At 64.5% G+C, this 14920-nt stretch carries 15 protein-coding genes; 7 read left to right on the forward strand and 8 right to left on the reverse strand.

What is annotated here, in order from left to right; translation table 11 throughout:
- Positions 1–14: 14 nt before the first annotated feature.
- Entirely contained in the window at positions 15–944 is a 930-nt protein-coding gene (locus BM136_RS04370; RefSeq protein WP_092970574.1) for a DMT family transporter, read from the reverse strand.
- A gap of 153 nt (positions 945–1097) precedes the next feature.
- Between BM136_RS04370 and dapC the strand changes: the two genes are divergently transcribed.
- Genes dapC through prmB form a run of 7 tightly spaced genes read left to right on the forward strand, consistent with a single transcriptional unit; the run spans position 1098 to position 6640 of the window.
- The gene (gene dapC, locus BM136_RS04375; protein WP_092970753.1) at positions 1098–2297 is read left to right on the forward strand and encodes a succinyldiaminopimelate transaminase; all 1200 of its coding nucleotides are present in this window, start codon (positions 1098–1100) and stop codon (positions 2295–2297) included.
- Between the two features lie 42 nt (positions 2298–2339).
- Positions 2340–3167, forward strand: a complete 828-nt coding sequence (gene dapD, locus BM136_RS04380; protein WP_024975807.1) for a 2,3,4,5-tetrahydropyridine-2,6-dicarboxylate N-succinyltransferase — start codon at positions 2340–2342, stop codon at positions 3165–3167.
- Positions 3168–3227: 60 nt separating this feature from the next.
- The gene (locus BM136_RS04385) at positions 3228–3641 is read left to right on the forward strand and encodes a hypothetical protein (protein WP_092970576.1); all 414 of its coding nucleotides are present in this window, start codon (positions 3228–3230) and stop codon (positions 3639–3641) included.
- Between the two features lie 14 nt (positions 3642–3655).
- Complete coding sequence (locus BM136_RS04390) at positions 3656–4000, forward strand: arsenate reductase (RefSeq protein ID WP_027677486.1); 345 nt, start codon at positions 3656–3658, stop codon at positions 3998–4000.
- A 37-nt stretch (positions 4001–4037) separates the two neighbouring features.
- Positions 4038–5189 carry a succinyl-diaminopimelate desuccinylase gene (gene dapE, locus BM136_RS04395; protein ID WP_092970755.1) on the forward strand — a complete coding sequence of 384 codons (1152 nt, stop codon included), beginning with the start codon at positions 4038–4040 and terminating at the stop codon, positions 5187–5189.
- 10 nt (positions 5190–5199) lie between these two features.
- The gene (locus BM136_RS04400) at positions 5200–5718 is read left to right on the forward strand and encodes a class IV adenylate cyclase (protein ID WP_092970578.1); all 519 of its coding nucleotides are present in this window, start codon (positions 5200–5202) and stop codon (positions 5716–5718) included.
- A 19-nt stretch (positions 5719–5737) separates the two neighbouring features.
- Positions 5738–6640 (forward strand): 50S ribosomal protein L3 N(5)-glutamine methyltransferase, encoded by a 903-nt coding sequence (prmB, locus tag BM136_RS04405; RefSeq protein ID WP_092970580.1) that lies wholly within the window; start codon positions 5738–5740, stop codon positions 6638–6640.
- Positions 6641–6960: 320 nt separating this feature from the next.
- Here prmB and BM136_RS04410 read toward each other — a convergent pair whose 3' ends face one another.
- The 7 genes from BM136_RS04410 to BM136_RS04440 all read right to left on the reverse strand — a co-directional run bounded on the left by BM136_RS04410 (position 6961) and on the right by BM136_RS04440 (position 14897).
- The gene (locus tag BM136_RS04410; protein WP_092970582.1) at positions 6961–7317 is read right to left on the reverse strand and encodes a chitin-binding domain-containing protein; all 357 of its coding nucleotides are present in this window, start codon (positions 7315–7317) and stop codon (positions 6961–6963) included.
- A gap of 321 nt (positions 7318–7638) precedes the next feature.
- Positions 7639–8454, reverse strand: a complete 816-nt coding sequence (locus BM136_RS04415) for a M55 family metallopeptidase (protein WP_009238259.1) — start codon at positions 8452–8454, stop codon at positions 7639–7641.
- A gap of 9 nt (positions 8455–8463) precedes the next feature.
- Complete coding sequence (locus BM136_RS04420; RefSeq protein ID WP_092970584.1) at positions 8464–9489, reverse strand: DmpA family aminopeptidase; 1026 nt, start codon at positions 9487–9489, stop codon at positions 8464–8466.
- Positions 9490–9499: 10 nt separating this feature from the next.
- Entirely contained in the window at positions 9500–10399 is a 900-nt protein-coding gene (gene gsiD, locus BM136_RS04425) for a glutathione ABC transporter permease GsiD (protein ID WP_092970586.1), read from the reverse strand.
- A gap of 10 nt (positions 10400–10409) precedes the next feature.
- Complete coding sequence (gsiC, locus tag BM136_RS04430) at positions 10410–11333, reverse strand: glutathione ABC transporter permease GsiC (RefSeq protein ID WP_092970588.1); 924 nt, start codon at positions 11331–11333, stop codon at positions 10410–10412.
- 70 nt (positions 11334–11403) lie between these two features.
- Positions 11404–12957 carry a glutathione ABC transporter substrate-binding protein GsiB gene (gene gsiB, locus BM136_RS04435; protein WP_092970590.1) on the reverse strand — a complete coding sequence of 518 codons (1554 nt, stop codon included), beginning with the start codon at positions 12955–12957 and terminating at the stop codon, positions 11404–11406.
- A gap of 50 nt (positions 12958–13007) precedes the next feature.
- Positions 13008–14897, reverse strand: a complete 1890-nt coding sequence (locus tag BM136_RS04440; RefSeq protein ID WP_092970592.1) for a dipeptide ABC transporter ATP-binding protein — start codon at positions 14895–14897, stop codon at positions 13008–13010.
- Between the last annotated feature and the right edge of the window lie 23 nt (positions 14898–14920).

The raw sequence follows: 14920 nt of genomic DNA on the forward strand, positions 1-14920 counted from the left end.
CGAAACGCCGCAGCCTACTTGCGCCGCGACAGCCCCGACAGCGCCCCGGCCAGGATGATGCACGCGCCGCCCAGCATCTCCTGAGGGGACAGACGCTCAGCCGTCAGCAGCGCCGACGACACGGCCGCGACCACGATTTCGAACAGCATCAGCAACGCCGCACGATTGGCCGGCAAGCGTTGCAGGCCGCGCTGCACCATCGCATTGCCGCCGACCAGCACGCAGGCCATGCCCGCCAGCAGCAGCCACGTATTGCCCTGTGAAAAAGCCGCCGGCACCGTGCGCACGCCATCGAGCAGCAGCGCAGCCGGAAAACCCACCAGCGCGCAACCTGTGAAGACAACCACGGTGCGCATTTCCGGGCGCATGGTCGGATGACGCTGCCCCGCCAAGCGGGACAGCACGTTGTTGCACGCAAAAGCGAGCCCAGCAACCAGCCCCGCCCATTCCGCCGCTGAACCCGGCCACGGCGTGCCGGCCTCGCCCGACCACAGCATCATCATCGCGCCCGACAGCGCCAGCGCGAGCAGCACACCGCCGCGCCACCCCAGCCGCTCGTGCAGCCACAGGCGCGCCAGCAGGGCCGTCCATACCGGGGTCAGATAGAACAGGAGCAGCACCCGCATGACCGTGCCGTGCACCGTGCCCCAGACGAAACCCGCGTTGGTGATACCCGCCGCGATCCCGAGCGCCGGAATCAGCCACGACCACTGGAACGTTGAAAAGTGACGACGCAGCACCACCGCGGCCAGCACGGCCGCAGCCGCACCCGTCATTGACGACGCCAGCATGCTGCCAAGACCCCAGCCGGCCAGCAGGCGATACGGATACCAGGAAATGCCCCAGACCGACGCGCCCACAAGGATGAAGAGTGCCGCCGCCCATTGCGGCTCGTGATGGCAGGCGCTATCCGCTGCGGGCGCCGAAGAAGCAATCGTTGTCATGTGACCAATAAAAAAAACGGCGGGAATCCGCCGCTTCCTGCAATGTCCGAGGTGACTGGCCACGCGGTAAGCACACGTTGGCCGTATAATTTCGGGCTTCCCGGCAAGCGCCAAGCTTGCCCGCTGACCAGCCCAACACCGCCGCCCAACACCGTGAATCCGCGCCTGTCCGCCCTGCAGCCGTATCCGTTCGAGAAACTGAAAGCGCTCGTCAAGGACGTGACGCCCAGCGCCGTCCATACGCCGATCAGCTTCGGTATCGGCGAGCCCAAGCATCCGACGCCGGCCCTGGTGAAAGACGCACTGACGGCGGCGCTCGGCGGGCTGGCGAATTATCCCACGACGCTTGGCTCCGATGCACTGCGACAGTGCATCGCCGCATGGCTGGAACGCCGCTACGGCTTGCCCAAGGTCGATCCGGCCACCGAGGTCATCCCGGTCAACGGCTCGCGCGAAGCGCTGTTCTCGTTCGCGCAGACCGTGATCGACGGCAGCAAGCCCGGCGCCCGCGTGCTGTGCCCGAACCCGTTCTACCAGATCTACGAAGGCTCGGCGCTGCTGGCCGGCGCCACGCCGCTGTTCGCCAACAGCGACCCGGCGCGCAACTATGCGCCCGATTTCGCTGCGATCACGCCCGAAGAATGGCGCAACGTGCAGCTCGTCTTCGTATGCAGCCCCGGCAACCCGACCGGCGCCGTGCTCACGCTCGAAGACTGGAAGCAGCTCTTCGCGCTGTCGGACGAATACGGCTTCATCATCGCGTCGGACGAGTGCTACTCCGAAATCTATTTCGACGAGGCCAACCCGCCGCTGGGCGCGCTGCAGGCGGCACACCAGCTGGGTCGCGGCTTTGATCGCCTGGTGATGTTCTCGAGCCTGTCCAAGCGCTCCAACGTGCCGGGCATGCGCTCCGGTTTCGTGGCCGGCGACGCCAAGCTGCTCAAGGCATACCTGCTGTATCGCACGTATCACGGCAGCGCGATGAGCCCGTCGGTGCAATCCGCTAGCATCGCGGCGTGGAACGACGAGACCCATGTGCGCGACAACCGCGCGCAGTACGTCAAGAAGTTCCAGCAGGTCACGCCAATGCTCGCCGAGGTGCTGGACGTGGCCCTGCCCGACGCAGCCTTCTACCTGTGGGCCAACGTCAAGCGCACGGGCCTGTCGGACACCGAATTCGCACGCCAACTGCTGGCGGCCAAGAACGTCGCCGTGCTACCCGGCAGCTATCTCGCCCGCGAGGCGCACGGTACGAACCCGGGCCAGGACTATGTGCGCATCGCCCTGGTGGCCGGCGTGGACGAATGCCTGGAAGGCGCGCGCCGCATCGTCGAGTTCTGCCAGCAACGCTGACCCCTTACCCTTTTTCGAATTTCTCCTAGAGCGAACACAGCCATGACGCAACAACTGCAATCCCTGATCGATCAAGCGTGGGAAGACCGCGCCAACCTGTCGCCCAAGGCCGCTCCGGCCGATGTCCGCGAAGCCGTCGCCAACGTGATCGGCCAGCTCGATCGTGGCGCGCTGCGCGTGGCCGAGAAGAAGGACGGTGAATGGATCGTCAATCAGTGGATCAAGAAGGCCGTGCTGCTGTCGTTCCGCCTGGAAGACAACGCGCCGATGGCTGCCGGCGGCTTCACGCAGTTCTACGACAAGGTGCCGAGCAAGTTCGCCAACTACACGGCCGAAGACTTCGCGGCGGGTGGCTTCCGCGTGGTGCCGCCGGCCGTGGCGCGCCGTGGCTCGTTCATCGCCAAGAACGCCGTGCTGATGCCGTCGTACGTGAACATCGGCGCTTACGTTGACGAAGGCACGATGGTTGACACCTGGGCCACCGTCGGTTCGTGCGCACAGATCGGCAAGAACGTTCACCTGTCGGGCGGCGTGGGCATCGGCGGCGTGCTGGAGCCGCTGCAGGCCAACCCGGTCATCATCGAAGACAACTGCTTCATCGGCGCCCGCTCGGAAGTCGTGGAAGGCGTGATCGTTGAAGAGAACTCGGTGATCTCGATGGGCGTGTACCTGGGCCAGTCGACCAAGATCTACGACCGCGAAACCGGTGAAGTCAGCTACGGCCGTATTCCGGCGGGCTCGGTGGTGGTGGCGGGCAACCTGCCGTCGAAGGATGGCACGCACAGCTTGTACTGCGCTGTGATCGTCAAGAAGGTCGACGCGAAGACGCGCGCCAAGGTTGGCCTGAACGAGCTGCTGCGCGGCGACTAAGCGCGAGCGCAAGGCATGCCTGCTAGTCTTGCAGGCATGCCAACCACTTCAAGCGCAGCAATGTCCGAACACCATGCCAAAGGCACCCGCTTCGGCAAGCTGCGTCAACGCATCATGGGTCTTGATCCAAACACCATCGGTACCGTCTTGTCGCTGCTGCCCACCATCCTGGAGCAGGCAAACAAGACCATCGACAAGTTCAAGAACCGCAAGAAAACCGGCACCGGACCTGCCCCCGCAGAAGGCGCCGCGCCCGACCCGAATACACGGATTGCCGAGCTGGAAGCGGCGATCCTGCAGCAGGCCGAATCCGTCAAGCTGCTGGCCGAACAACACGCGATCACCATCGATGCGCTGCGCGACGAAGCCGCGCGGCTGGAGCGCCGCCTCAAGCGCATGACGTGGCTGGCGTCTGTCGGTTTTGCCTTGGCCGTTGCCGCTCTCTCGCTTGCCCTGCAAGCCTCTCGACACTGATTGCGAATCCCACCATGACGACCCTGCATGGCATCCCCAATTGCGACACCGTGAAGAAAGCCCGCACGTGGCTCGAATCGAACGGCGTTGCCTACACCTTTCACGATTTCAAGAAGCAAGGCGTGAGCGCCGACATGCTGGCCGGTTGGCTCAAGCATGTGCCGCTCACCACGCTGCTCAATCGCAAGGGCACCACATGGCGCGCCCTGTCTGACGCCGACAAGGCCCGCGCCGAAGACGAAGCCGGCGCCATCGCGCTGATGCAGGCCAACCCGTCGCTCATCAAGCGTCCGGTGCTCGTGCACGGCAAAAGCGTCAACGTCGGCTTCTCGGCGGATCAGTACGCCGCCCTGTTCTAACCACAACAACATCACCGTGACTGTCGTCATGTCGAACATGCAGCCCACGCTCGCCCTCACCGAAGACCTCATCCGCCGCCGCTCTGTCACGCCCGAAGACAAGGGGTGCCAGGACGTACTGATCGAACGCCTGACCGCTGCCGGCTTCGCATGCGAAACCGTGGTCAGCGGCCCGGACCACTTTCGGGTGACCAACCTGTGGGCCGTCAAGCGCGGCCGCGCCGGCACCGGCGGCAAGCTGCTCGTGTTCGCAGGCCACACCGATGTGGTGCCGACCGGCCCCGTCGAGCAATGGAGTTCCGATCCGTTCGAGCCCACGCACCGTGACGGCAAGCTCTACGCCCGCGGCGCAGCCGACATGAAGACATCGATTGCCGGCTTCGTGGTGGCCTCGGAAGAGTTCGTTGCCAAGCATCCCGACCACGCCGGCTCGATCGGCTTCCTGATCACCAGCGATGAAGAAGGCCCGGCGCACGACGGCACCGTCAAGGTGTGCGACCTGCTGCGCGCACGCGGCGAGCGCCTCGACTACTGCGTGGTCGGCGAGCCGACTTCCGTCTCCACACTCGGCGACATGGTCAAGAACGGACGACGCGGTTCGCTGTCGGGCAAGCTCACGGTGAATGGCGTGCAGGGCCACATCGCCTACCCGCATCTGGCCAGGAACCCGATCCACCTGGCCGCCCCGGCGCTGGCTGAGCTGGCCGCCGCCAAGTGGGACGACGGCAATGCCTATTTCCCGCCGACCACCTGGCAGATGTCGAATATCCACGGCGGCACGGGCGCGACGAACATCATTCCCGGCCACGTCACGATCGACTTCAACTTCCGCTTCTCGACCGCGAGCACACCGGACGGCCTGAAGGCGCGCGTGCACGGCATTCTCGATGCGCACGGCCTCGACTACACGCTCGACTGGACGCTGGGCGGCGAGCCCTTCCTGACCGAGCGCGGTGAACTGTCCGAAGCCCTCGCCTCCGCCATCCAGGCCGAGTGCGGCGTGACAACCGAACTGTCGACCACGGGCGGCACGTCGGACGGCCGCTTCATCGCCAAGATCTGCCCGCAGGTGATCGAGTTCGGGCCGCCGAACGCGAGCATCCACAAGATCGACGAACACGTGGAGGTGGCATTTATCGAGCCCCTGAAAAACGTGTATCGCCGCGTCTTGGAAACCTTGATCGCCTGAGATTGCCCTGATGGCGCGCAACGTCGAGATCAAGGCATGTGTGCGCGATGTGGCTGCGCTCATCGAGCGCGCGGCCGCCATCGCGGATTCCGGCCCCGAACGCATCGAGCAGGACGACACATTCTTCGCCTGCGCAAATGGGCGCCTGAAACTGCGGCAGTTCTCGCCTGAACGCGGCGAGCTGATCCACTACTTCCGCGCGAACAGCGCCGGCCCGCGCGTGTCGGACTACCACATCGTTCCGACCACCGCGCCCGACGCCCTGCGCGACACACTTGCCGCCGCCATCGGCACAGCGGGCCGGGTCATCAAGGTGCGCCAGCTTTATCTCGCCGGCCAGACGCGCATTCATGTCGATGCAGTGAAAGACCTCGGCGATTTCGTCGAACTCGAAGTCGTGCTGCGCGATACGCAGTCCGAAGACGACGGCGTAAAGACCGCCCACCAACTGATGCACGCCCTCGGCATTGCCGAATCCGACCTGCTCGACGTGGCCTACGTCGACCTGCTCGCTGCCACCCAACGCTGAGCCACATTTCACGCCACCCATGACCACGCCAACCCTCCCCACCTCCCACCCGTTCACCACCGTGCGCGACCTGCTGCGCTACGCCGTGTCGCGTTTCACCGCTGCGGGCCTCGTCTTCGGCCACGGCAGCGAGAATGCCTACGACGAAGCCGCTTACCTGATCCTGCACACGCTGCACCTGCCGATCGACACGCTGGAGCCGTTCATGGACGCGCGCCTGCTGCCCGAAGAAGTGGCCGCCGTGCTGAAAGTGATCGAGCGCCGCGCTGTCGACCGCGTGCCCGCCGCGTACATCACGCACGAGGCATTCATGCACGGCATGCGCTTCTATGTGGACGAGCGGGTGATCGTGCCGCGCAGCTTCATCGGCGAATTGCTCGAAGACGGGCTGGAGCCGTGGATTGACCAGGAGGACGGCCCGACCGATGTGCTGGAGCTGTGCACCGGCTCGGGCTGCCTGTCGATCCTGGCTGCGCTGCAATGGCCCAATGCGACCATCGATGCCGTGGATCTGTCGCCCGATGCACTGGTGGTGGCCAATCGCAATGTCGACGAATACCGCCTGCAAGACCGCATCCGCCTGCACGAGGGCGACCTGTATGCGCCGCTGCCGCCGGGCGTGCATTACGACGTGATCCTGACGAACCCGCCGTACGTAAACGAAGCGTCGATGCAGGCGCTGCCGCCCGAGTATCGTGCCGAACCGCACATGGCGCTGGCCGGCGGCAACGACGGCATGGACATCGTGCGCCGCATCCTGGCCGATGCACCGCGCCACCTGAAGCCGCACGGCGTGCTGGTGGTGGAAATCGGCAACGAGCGTGAAAACGTTGAGGCGGCGTTCCCGGATCTCGACTTGATCTGGCTGCCGACAAGCGCGGGCGAAGACCAGGTGTTCTTGGTGACGCGCGAGGCGCTTTAAGCGAATGAGGTTCCGAACCGCACGCATGGGGTTCGGAACTCAGCAGGTTGGCGTTCGGAACGCCATGGTCCGGGTTGCGAACGCCGTGTTTCTGGTTCCAAACGCCACAATTAGAGTTCAGAACTCGGTGTGTGGCGTTCGGAACGCCGGGTCTCCGAGTTCCGAACCCCACATATCAGGTTCTGGACTCGGTGATTGCCGTTCAGAACCTCATGCGCCGGGCTTTGAACCCCGCATTTGACGTTCGGAACCCGACGCGCCGACTGCAATACTCAGGCGAGAACGCAACGGCCGCCATATCCGAAACAGCCGTCACAGCCTCAGGACTTCACCTCATCACAGGCGTCTTTCACGACGCAGATCGAAAAGCGCTTATCGAACACTTGGCCGCTCGGGCAGTGGTCGAAGACGGCTTGCAACTGGGCGTCGCAGGTCGCGTAGGCGGTGGTGCAGTTGGTGCGCACGGGTTGCTTCGGACCGCGGTTGGTTCCGTCGTCGATCATGAAGCGGCCCGAGGGCGCGGGGCATTTGAATTCTGCGGCGGCCTTGGCGAGCGCGGCGGCAGCCTTTTCGGCCTTCGACGTCTGCGGCGTGGGTGGGTTCGGGGATGGGCGACGGTCGCAAGCCGTTAGTGCTAGCGCACACAGCAGCATGCCGAGTGTGAGTGCGCGGGTCATGGGGGGACTCCTTCGAGGTTGGATGTCCTGAAGTTTACGCTGCGATGTGCGTTTTTGGTCCATCCCCCCGTTTCGTCCCCTGCCGGGGCCGACCTACTTTCTTTGTCTTGCCAAAGAAAAGTGGGCAAAGAAAGGCGCGCCCGAGATGGCGAAAGATTCCTTGAATTTATGTCGCAGAGAGGGGAAGGGAAAACTCGCTTCGCTCAGACAGTTTCCCTTCCTTTTTCCTCTCTGCAACAGAAATTCAAGGCGCCATCTAGGGCATGAACGGCCGAACCGTCGGGGCGCGTGCGCTGGCGCCGTGAGATGCCGAGCTGGTGCTTAACGCAGCATCGCCGACATGGCGGAGAGGCTGTTGAGCATGCGCACGGCATGTTCCACGGAGTCGGCGGCGAAGCGGAGCATCGTGCCGTCGACGCGCTCCAGGGCGGGCCATTGGCAGAACAGGTCGGCCAATGCGGGCGTTTGCGTTTGCAGGCGGCACACGATCGGTGCCTGGAGGCGCAGCGGCATGCTGAAATGGCCTCGCCGCACCGTGGCTTTCACCGCTGCGTAGATGGCCTCGCACGACTGCTCGGGCGAGAGCGATGTGCCGGCGTTCTGCCCTTCGGCCTGCTTGGTTTCGACGAACGTGGTGTGCGGCAGCAGCGGCTTGGTTTCCTTGATGAACACATCGTCGCCGCTGGCAACGGCCACCGGCACGCCGCGCTCGCCGGCCAGGGCGCCGTAGAGGCCGGCTTCGCCCAGTTCCTGTTCGTTGAACCAGACGCGCGCAAACGCAAAGCTGTTGATGGTATGCGCCAGCACACCGCGGCTGCCGGCACGGGCGTGGTAGCCGATCATGCAGACGGCATCGCAGCCGTCCACGCCGGCCATCATGCTCAGGTAACGCGGCTTGCCGAGAACGAAGCGTGCGCGGCGGTCGATGGAATCGGGGATGAGGTTGCGGAAACCTCCGTGCGAATCGTTGACCAGCACGTCCGTAGCGCCACCGTCGAAGGCACCACGCACGGCGGCGTCGGCTTCGGCGGTCATCCAGCGGCGGGCGCGTTCGTATTCGCCGTTGCCGGCGCGCGTCTGCTCGGGGTGGAACACGTTGGCCACGCCTTCGATGTCGGCGGAGATCAGGATTCGCATGAGGTCAGGTCAGAGCAATTCGGTCAGTGCGCGGCGCGTGTTGCCGTCGCGGCCGGTGACGGCCGTCGCGTGGAACAGCGCGTGCGCGATGGCTTGTTCGACGCTGTCGGCGGCGGCCTGGAACAGCGGGTCGAGGTGCGATTCGTGTGTCATGGCGACGGCCGGCATGGCGCGGCTGCCTTCGTGCGGCACGGTGTATGCGGTGGAGAATGCCAGCGCGATGTCGCCGCTGCCATGGCCGAAGACGGACCCGGTGCGTGCCAGACCGGCGCCCGCGCGCAAAGCGAGGCGGCGCAACTGGCGCGCGTCGAGCGGCGCGTCGGTGGCAAGCAGCATGATGATCGAGCCCTTCTCCGGCTCCGGTGTGCCGGCGGCCAGCGCTTTCGCTAGCGCCGCACCGACGTGGCGCCCAGCAAGCGTCAGGTTTTCCGTCACACCAAAGTTGGACAGCACCAGCGCGCCGACCGTGCGCTGCGCGCCGTCGGCGAGCGTCACCACGCGCGAAGCCGAGCCGATACCACCTTTCACGCCAAACGAGGACATCCCCCGCCCTGCCCCCACCGCGCCCTGCTCGAACGTTTCGGCTGCCGCAGCGCAGGCCGCATCGTAGTGCACATCCTGCACAGCAAATGCTTGCAGGTCGTTCAGGTAGCCGTCGTTGCATTCGAAGACGAGCGGATTGACGGTCGACCATGCGCGACCGATCTGCGGGTTGGCCGCAACCGCCTGGCGGATCTGCGCCTGCGCCACGGCGCCCACGGCAAACGTGTTGGTCAGCGCAATCGGCGTTTCCAGCACGCCCAGCTCATCCACCTGCACCAGGCCGATGCTCTTGCCGAAGCCGTTAAGTACGACGCTGGCGGCCGGCACCTTGTCGAGGAACGGGTCCCCGGCGTGCGGGCGTACCACGGTCACGCCGGTCTGGATGTCGCCGCCGGCAATCGTGGCGTGGCCGACGGCGACGCCAGCCACGTCGGTGATGCTGTTGCGTGTGCCGGCCGGCAGAGCGCCAATGTGCGGAAGGCTCAAAGACATGCGAACCAACTCAGCGGCGATCGATCTTCGGATCCAGCGCATCGCGCAGGCCGTCGCCCAGCAGGTTGAATGCCAGCACGGTCAGGAAGATGGCCAGGCTCGGGAAGATGGCCACATGCGGCGCGGTCACCATGTCGGCGCGCGCCTCGTTGAGCATCGCGCCCCACTCCGGCGTGGGCGGCTGGGCGCCCAGGCCCAGGAACGAGAGGCTCGCCGCGGTGATGATCGAGGTACCGATCCGCATCGAGAAGTACACGACGATGGACGAAATCGTGCCCGGCAGGATGTGCCGCATGATGATTGTCCAGTCGGATGCGCCGATGCTGCGTGCGGCTTCCACATACGTCAGGTGCTTGAGCATGAGCGTATTGCCGCGCACCAGCCGCGCAAATGCTGGAATGCTGAACACCGCCACGGCGAAGATCACGTTGATCATGCCGTTGCCCAGGATGGCCACGATGCCGATGGCCAGCAGAATGCCGGGGAAGGCGAACAGCACGTCGGAAATGCGCATGACGATGCGGTCCCACCACCCTTCGTAGTAGCCGGCCAGCAGGCCGAGCATGGTGCCCACGATGGCGCCGATGATGACCGACACGAAGCCCGCTTCCAGCGAGATGCGCGTGCCCATCAGGATGCGGCTGAAGATGTCGCGGCCCAGCGAATCGACGCCGAACCAATGCTGCGCCGACGGGCCCGCGTTGAGCGCGTCGTAATCGAAATAGTTTTCCGGGTCGAACGGCACGATGTGCGGCGCGAGGATGGCGATCACCGCCAGCGCGATCACGAACACACCGGCGCCCATCGCCAGATGCTGCTTGCGGAACTTGCGCCAGAATTCGGTCCACGGGGTGCGGACAGGTTCGCTGGCGGCTTGCGGCACAACGGCCGGACTGGTTACCTGGGTCATGGCCGTCTCCTTACTTCTTGTAGCGGATGGTCGGGTTGATCACGGTGTACAGCATGTCCACCACCAGGTTGATCAGGATGAACTCCAGCGAGAACAGCAGCACCTCGGCCTGGATGACCGGGTAGTCGCGCATCTCCACCGCATCCACCAGCAGGCGACCGAGGCCCGGCCAGTTGAACACCTTTTCCACGACGATCGAGCCGCCCAGCAGAAAGCCGAACTGCAGGCCCATCATCGTCACGACCGGGATCATCGCATTGCGCAGGCAATGCTTGATGACCACTACCGTCTCGCGCACGCCCTTGGCACGGGCGGTGCGCACGAAATCTTCCTGCAGCACTTCCACAAACGATGCACGCGTGAAGCGCGCCATCACGGCGGCCACCGCAGCGCCCAGCGTGAGCGACGGCAGGACGTAGTGCTTCCAGGTGTCCGCACCGATGGACGGAAGCCAGCCGAGCTGCACCGAGAAGACTTCCATGAACAGCATGCCCAGCGCGAATGCGGGGAACGAGATGCCGGACACGGCGAGCGTCATGCCCAGACGGTCCGGCCACTTGTTGCGCCATACGGCAGACGTGATGCCGATCACCATGCCGAAGATCACCGCCCAGACCATGCTGGCAATCGTCAGGTTGAGCGTGGGCCAGAAGCGCTCGCCAATCTCTTCGCTCACCGGTCGCTTGGTGCGGATCGAGTTGCCGAACTCGCCGCGCAGCGCGTTGGCGAAGAAGCGCACGAACTGCTCGTGCATCGGCTTATCAAGCCCGAGGTCAGCACGGACCAGCTCGACGGTGGCCGGGTCCGCTTCGGGGCCCGCAGCCAGTCGCGCCGGGTCGCCCGGCAACAGGTGCACGAACAGGAACACCAACACTGCCACGATCAGCAGTGTCGGGATCACGCCCAGCACACGTTTAATGAAGTAGTTCAGCATGGCAAATCCACCGCAGGCGGCAATTCAATGGCCCGCGCAACAGGTGCGCGGGCCGGTACGGCAATGAGACTTATTGCTTGATGTCGATGTCGTCGAAGCTGAACGAACCATCCGGTGCCACGTAGGCACCCGACAGACGCTTCGAGCGCGCGTAGACGATCTTCTCCGTCACCAGGAAGGCCCACGGTGCGTCTTCCCAGATGCGCTTCTGAGCATCGGTGTAGAGCTTCGACTTTTCAGCGCGATCGGTCGTGCGCAGTGCGCCGGCGATGTCGGCATCCACCTGCTCGTTCTTGTAGTACGCGGTGTTGAACGACTTGGGCGGCATGGCTTCGGATGCCAGCAACGGACGCAGCGCCCAATCCGACTCACCCGTAGACGACGACCAGCCTGCGTAGTACATGCGCACGCCGGCGTCTTCCGGCTTGGGCACGCTTTCCACGCGCTCGACGCGCTGGCCGGCTTCCAGCGCCAGCACCGAAGTCTTGATGCCGACCTGGGCCAGTTGCTGCTGCACGAACTGGATGATCTTTTGTGCGGTCGTGTGGTTATAGGCCGACCACAGTTGCGTCTCGAAGCCGTCCGGATAGCCGGCTTCCTTCAGCAACTCTTTGGCCTTCGCCGGGTTGTACGGCCACGGGCCCAGCTTGACGGAGTAATCCACGCCCGGCGGCACCACCCCTTCGGCCGGCACGGCGTAACCCGCAAACGCCACCTTGGTCAGCGCATCCTTATTAATGGCGTAGTTGATGGCCTGACGCACCTTGGGGTTATCGAACGGCTTCACCTTGGTGTTGAAGCTGACATAGCGCTGGATGATCGACGGCGCTGCAATCAGGTCAACCTTCGGGCTGCTCTTGAGCACCGCAGCCTGCTCGAACGGAATCGTGAACGCGAAGTCGGCCTCGCCCGTCTGCATGATGGTGGCGCGCGTGTTGTTGTCGACCACCGGCTTCCAGGTGATGGTGTCGACCTTCGGCAGGCCGTGCTTCCAGTAGCCGTCGAACTTCTTGCCCTTCAGGTAATCGGTCTGCTTCCACTCGACAAATTCAAACGGGCCCGTGCCAACCGGATGGAAAGCGATGTCCTTGCCGTACTTCTTGAGCGCCGTGGGCGAAATCATGGCCGCCGACGGGTGGGCCAGCACGTTGATGAACGGCGAGAACGGCTCCTTGAGCGTCACGCGTGCGGTGTACGGGTCAACCACTTCGGTTTTGGCCACGCGGTTGAACAGCACGAAACGCTTGAGCTTGTTGGCCGGGTCGGTCACGCGGTCCAGGTTGGCCTTGACGGCGTTGGCATCAAACGTGGTGCCGTCGTGGAACTTCACGCCCTTGTGCAGCTTGAACGTATAGACCAGGCCATCCTTGCTGACTTCGTAGCTGTCGCACAGCACGTTGACCAGCTTCATGTCCTTGTCGAAGCCGAACAGCCCTTGATAGAACGATTTGGCGGCGCTGAACGACAGCGTGTCGTTGGCGTCGTACGGGTCCATCGTGGTGAAGGTCGAGTAGACCGCCATCACGGCGTCCTTGGCGGCAAAGGCCGGCATGGTGAATGCCGCCAGCGCCAGGCCGCTGGCAACCATGGCTGCGCGCGGGGCAAAAGAGAATCGATTGAACATGTCCTTCCTCCTCAAAGAAGTTTTTGACTTCACTGCGTTCTTCATTGCTTTCAATACGCGCCGCCAATCGAATGGCGGGCAACAAAGTGGTCTGGCGCCACTTGCACCAACGGCTGCACCACCGGCATGTCGCCAATGGCACGGATCGGGCTGGGAATTTCGTGCGTGGAGAGTTCTCGCTTCAGATGGCGGCGCGCCGGGTCTGCAATCGGCACGGCCGACATCAGCTTCTTCGTGTAGGGATGCTGCGGGTTTTCGAAGATTGCGCGGCGCGGGCCGATCTCGACGATCTGGCCGAGATACATCACCGCCACGCGATGGCTGATGCGCTCCACCACCGCCATGTCGTGCGAGATGAACAGGAACGCGACGCCAAACTCCTTCTGCAGGTCGAGCATCAGGTTGACGATCTGCGCCTGGATCGACACGTCCAGCGCGGACACCGACTCGTCGGCAATCACCACCTTCGGGTTCAATGCCAGCGCGCGCGCAATGCAGATGCGCTGGCGCTGCCCGCCGGAGAACTCGTGCGGATAGCGCGACGCATGCGCGGCCTGCAGGCCCACCTTGTCGAGCAGCCATTCCACGCGTTGCTGCGCCTCTTTGCCGGAGGCCACCTTGTGCACCAGCAGCGGCTCCATGATGGAGTAGCCGACCGGTACGCGCGGGTCCAGCGAGGCGAATGGGTCCTGGAAGATGAACTGGATGTTTCGGCGAAGCGTCTGGAGCGCGGGCCCCTTCAACTCGCCGATGTTCTGGCCGGCAAATTCGATGCTGCCACTCTGGCACTCCACCAGACGCAAGAGCGACCGTCCCGTCGTCGACTTGCCGCAGCCCGATTCGCCGACCAGCGCCAGCGTCTCACCAGGGTAGAGATCAAAACTGACCTGCTCCACCGCATGCACCCGGCGCGTGACGCGGCCGAAGATGCCCGTGGGCACGTCAAAGCGCGTGACGAGATCACGCACACGCAAAATGGGTTGCACATCGTGCGACGCTGCCGGTTGCGGCGTCGTATCCACCGCGGCGGACGTGCCGTCCACCCGCAACAGCGGAAAACGCGCGGGGCCATCGGTGCCTTGCATCGAGCCCAAGCGCGGCACAGCTGACAGCAGCGCACGCGTGTACGGATGCGCGGGCTGCGCGAAGACGGTAGCCGATGGGCCCTCTTCAACGCGGTCGCCCTTGTACATCACGAGCACGCGGTCGGCCACTTCCGCCACCACACCCATGTCATGCGTGATGAACACGACCGCCATGTGCAGCTCCTGCTGCAGCGCGCGAATCAGTTGCAGGATTTCCGCCTGGATAGTCACGTCCAGCGCGGTGGTCGGCTCATCCGCAATCAGCAACGACGGTTTGCATGAAAGCGCCATCGCAATCATCACGCGCTGGCGCATACCGCCCGACAATTGGTGCGGATAGCGCCCCAGCACATTGCGCGCTTCCGGAATGCGCACCAGCTCCAGCATGCGCAGCGCCTCGGCCTTGGCTTCGCTGGCGGGCTTGCCCTGGTGCAGGCGGATCGATTCGGCAATCTGCTCGCCCACGGTGAACACCGGGTTGAGCGAGGTCATCGGCTCCTGGAAGATCATCGCGATGTCGGCGCCGCGCACGCCGCGCATGGCCGCCGGGCTGGCGTTGGCCAAGTCCAGCACTTCGCCGTTGCGGCGGCGCAGATGCATCTGCCCCCCAACGATCTTGCCGCCGCCGTGCTCCACCAGCCGCATCAGCGCCAGCGACGTCACCGACTTGCCCGAGCCCGATTCGCCCACCACAGCCAGCGTCTCGCCCCGGTCGACGTGGAACGACAGATTGCGCACCGCGTCGACCACGCGCTCAGACGTGGCAAAGCGCACGCTCAGGTCTTGCACTTGCACGATGCGCTGATCGGGCATCGCAATGACGCTGTTGGCACTCGGCTGTTTGGTTGCTGTCACGAAAAATCTCCTGCTGTCCTGCC

The organism is Ralstonia sp. NFACC01 (assembly GCF_900115545.1).
Taxonomy (GTDB): Bacteria; Pseudomonadota; Gammaproteobacteria; order Burkholderiales; family Burkholderiaceae; genus Ralstonia; species Ralstonia mojiangensis.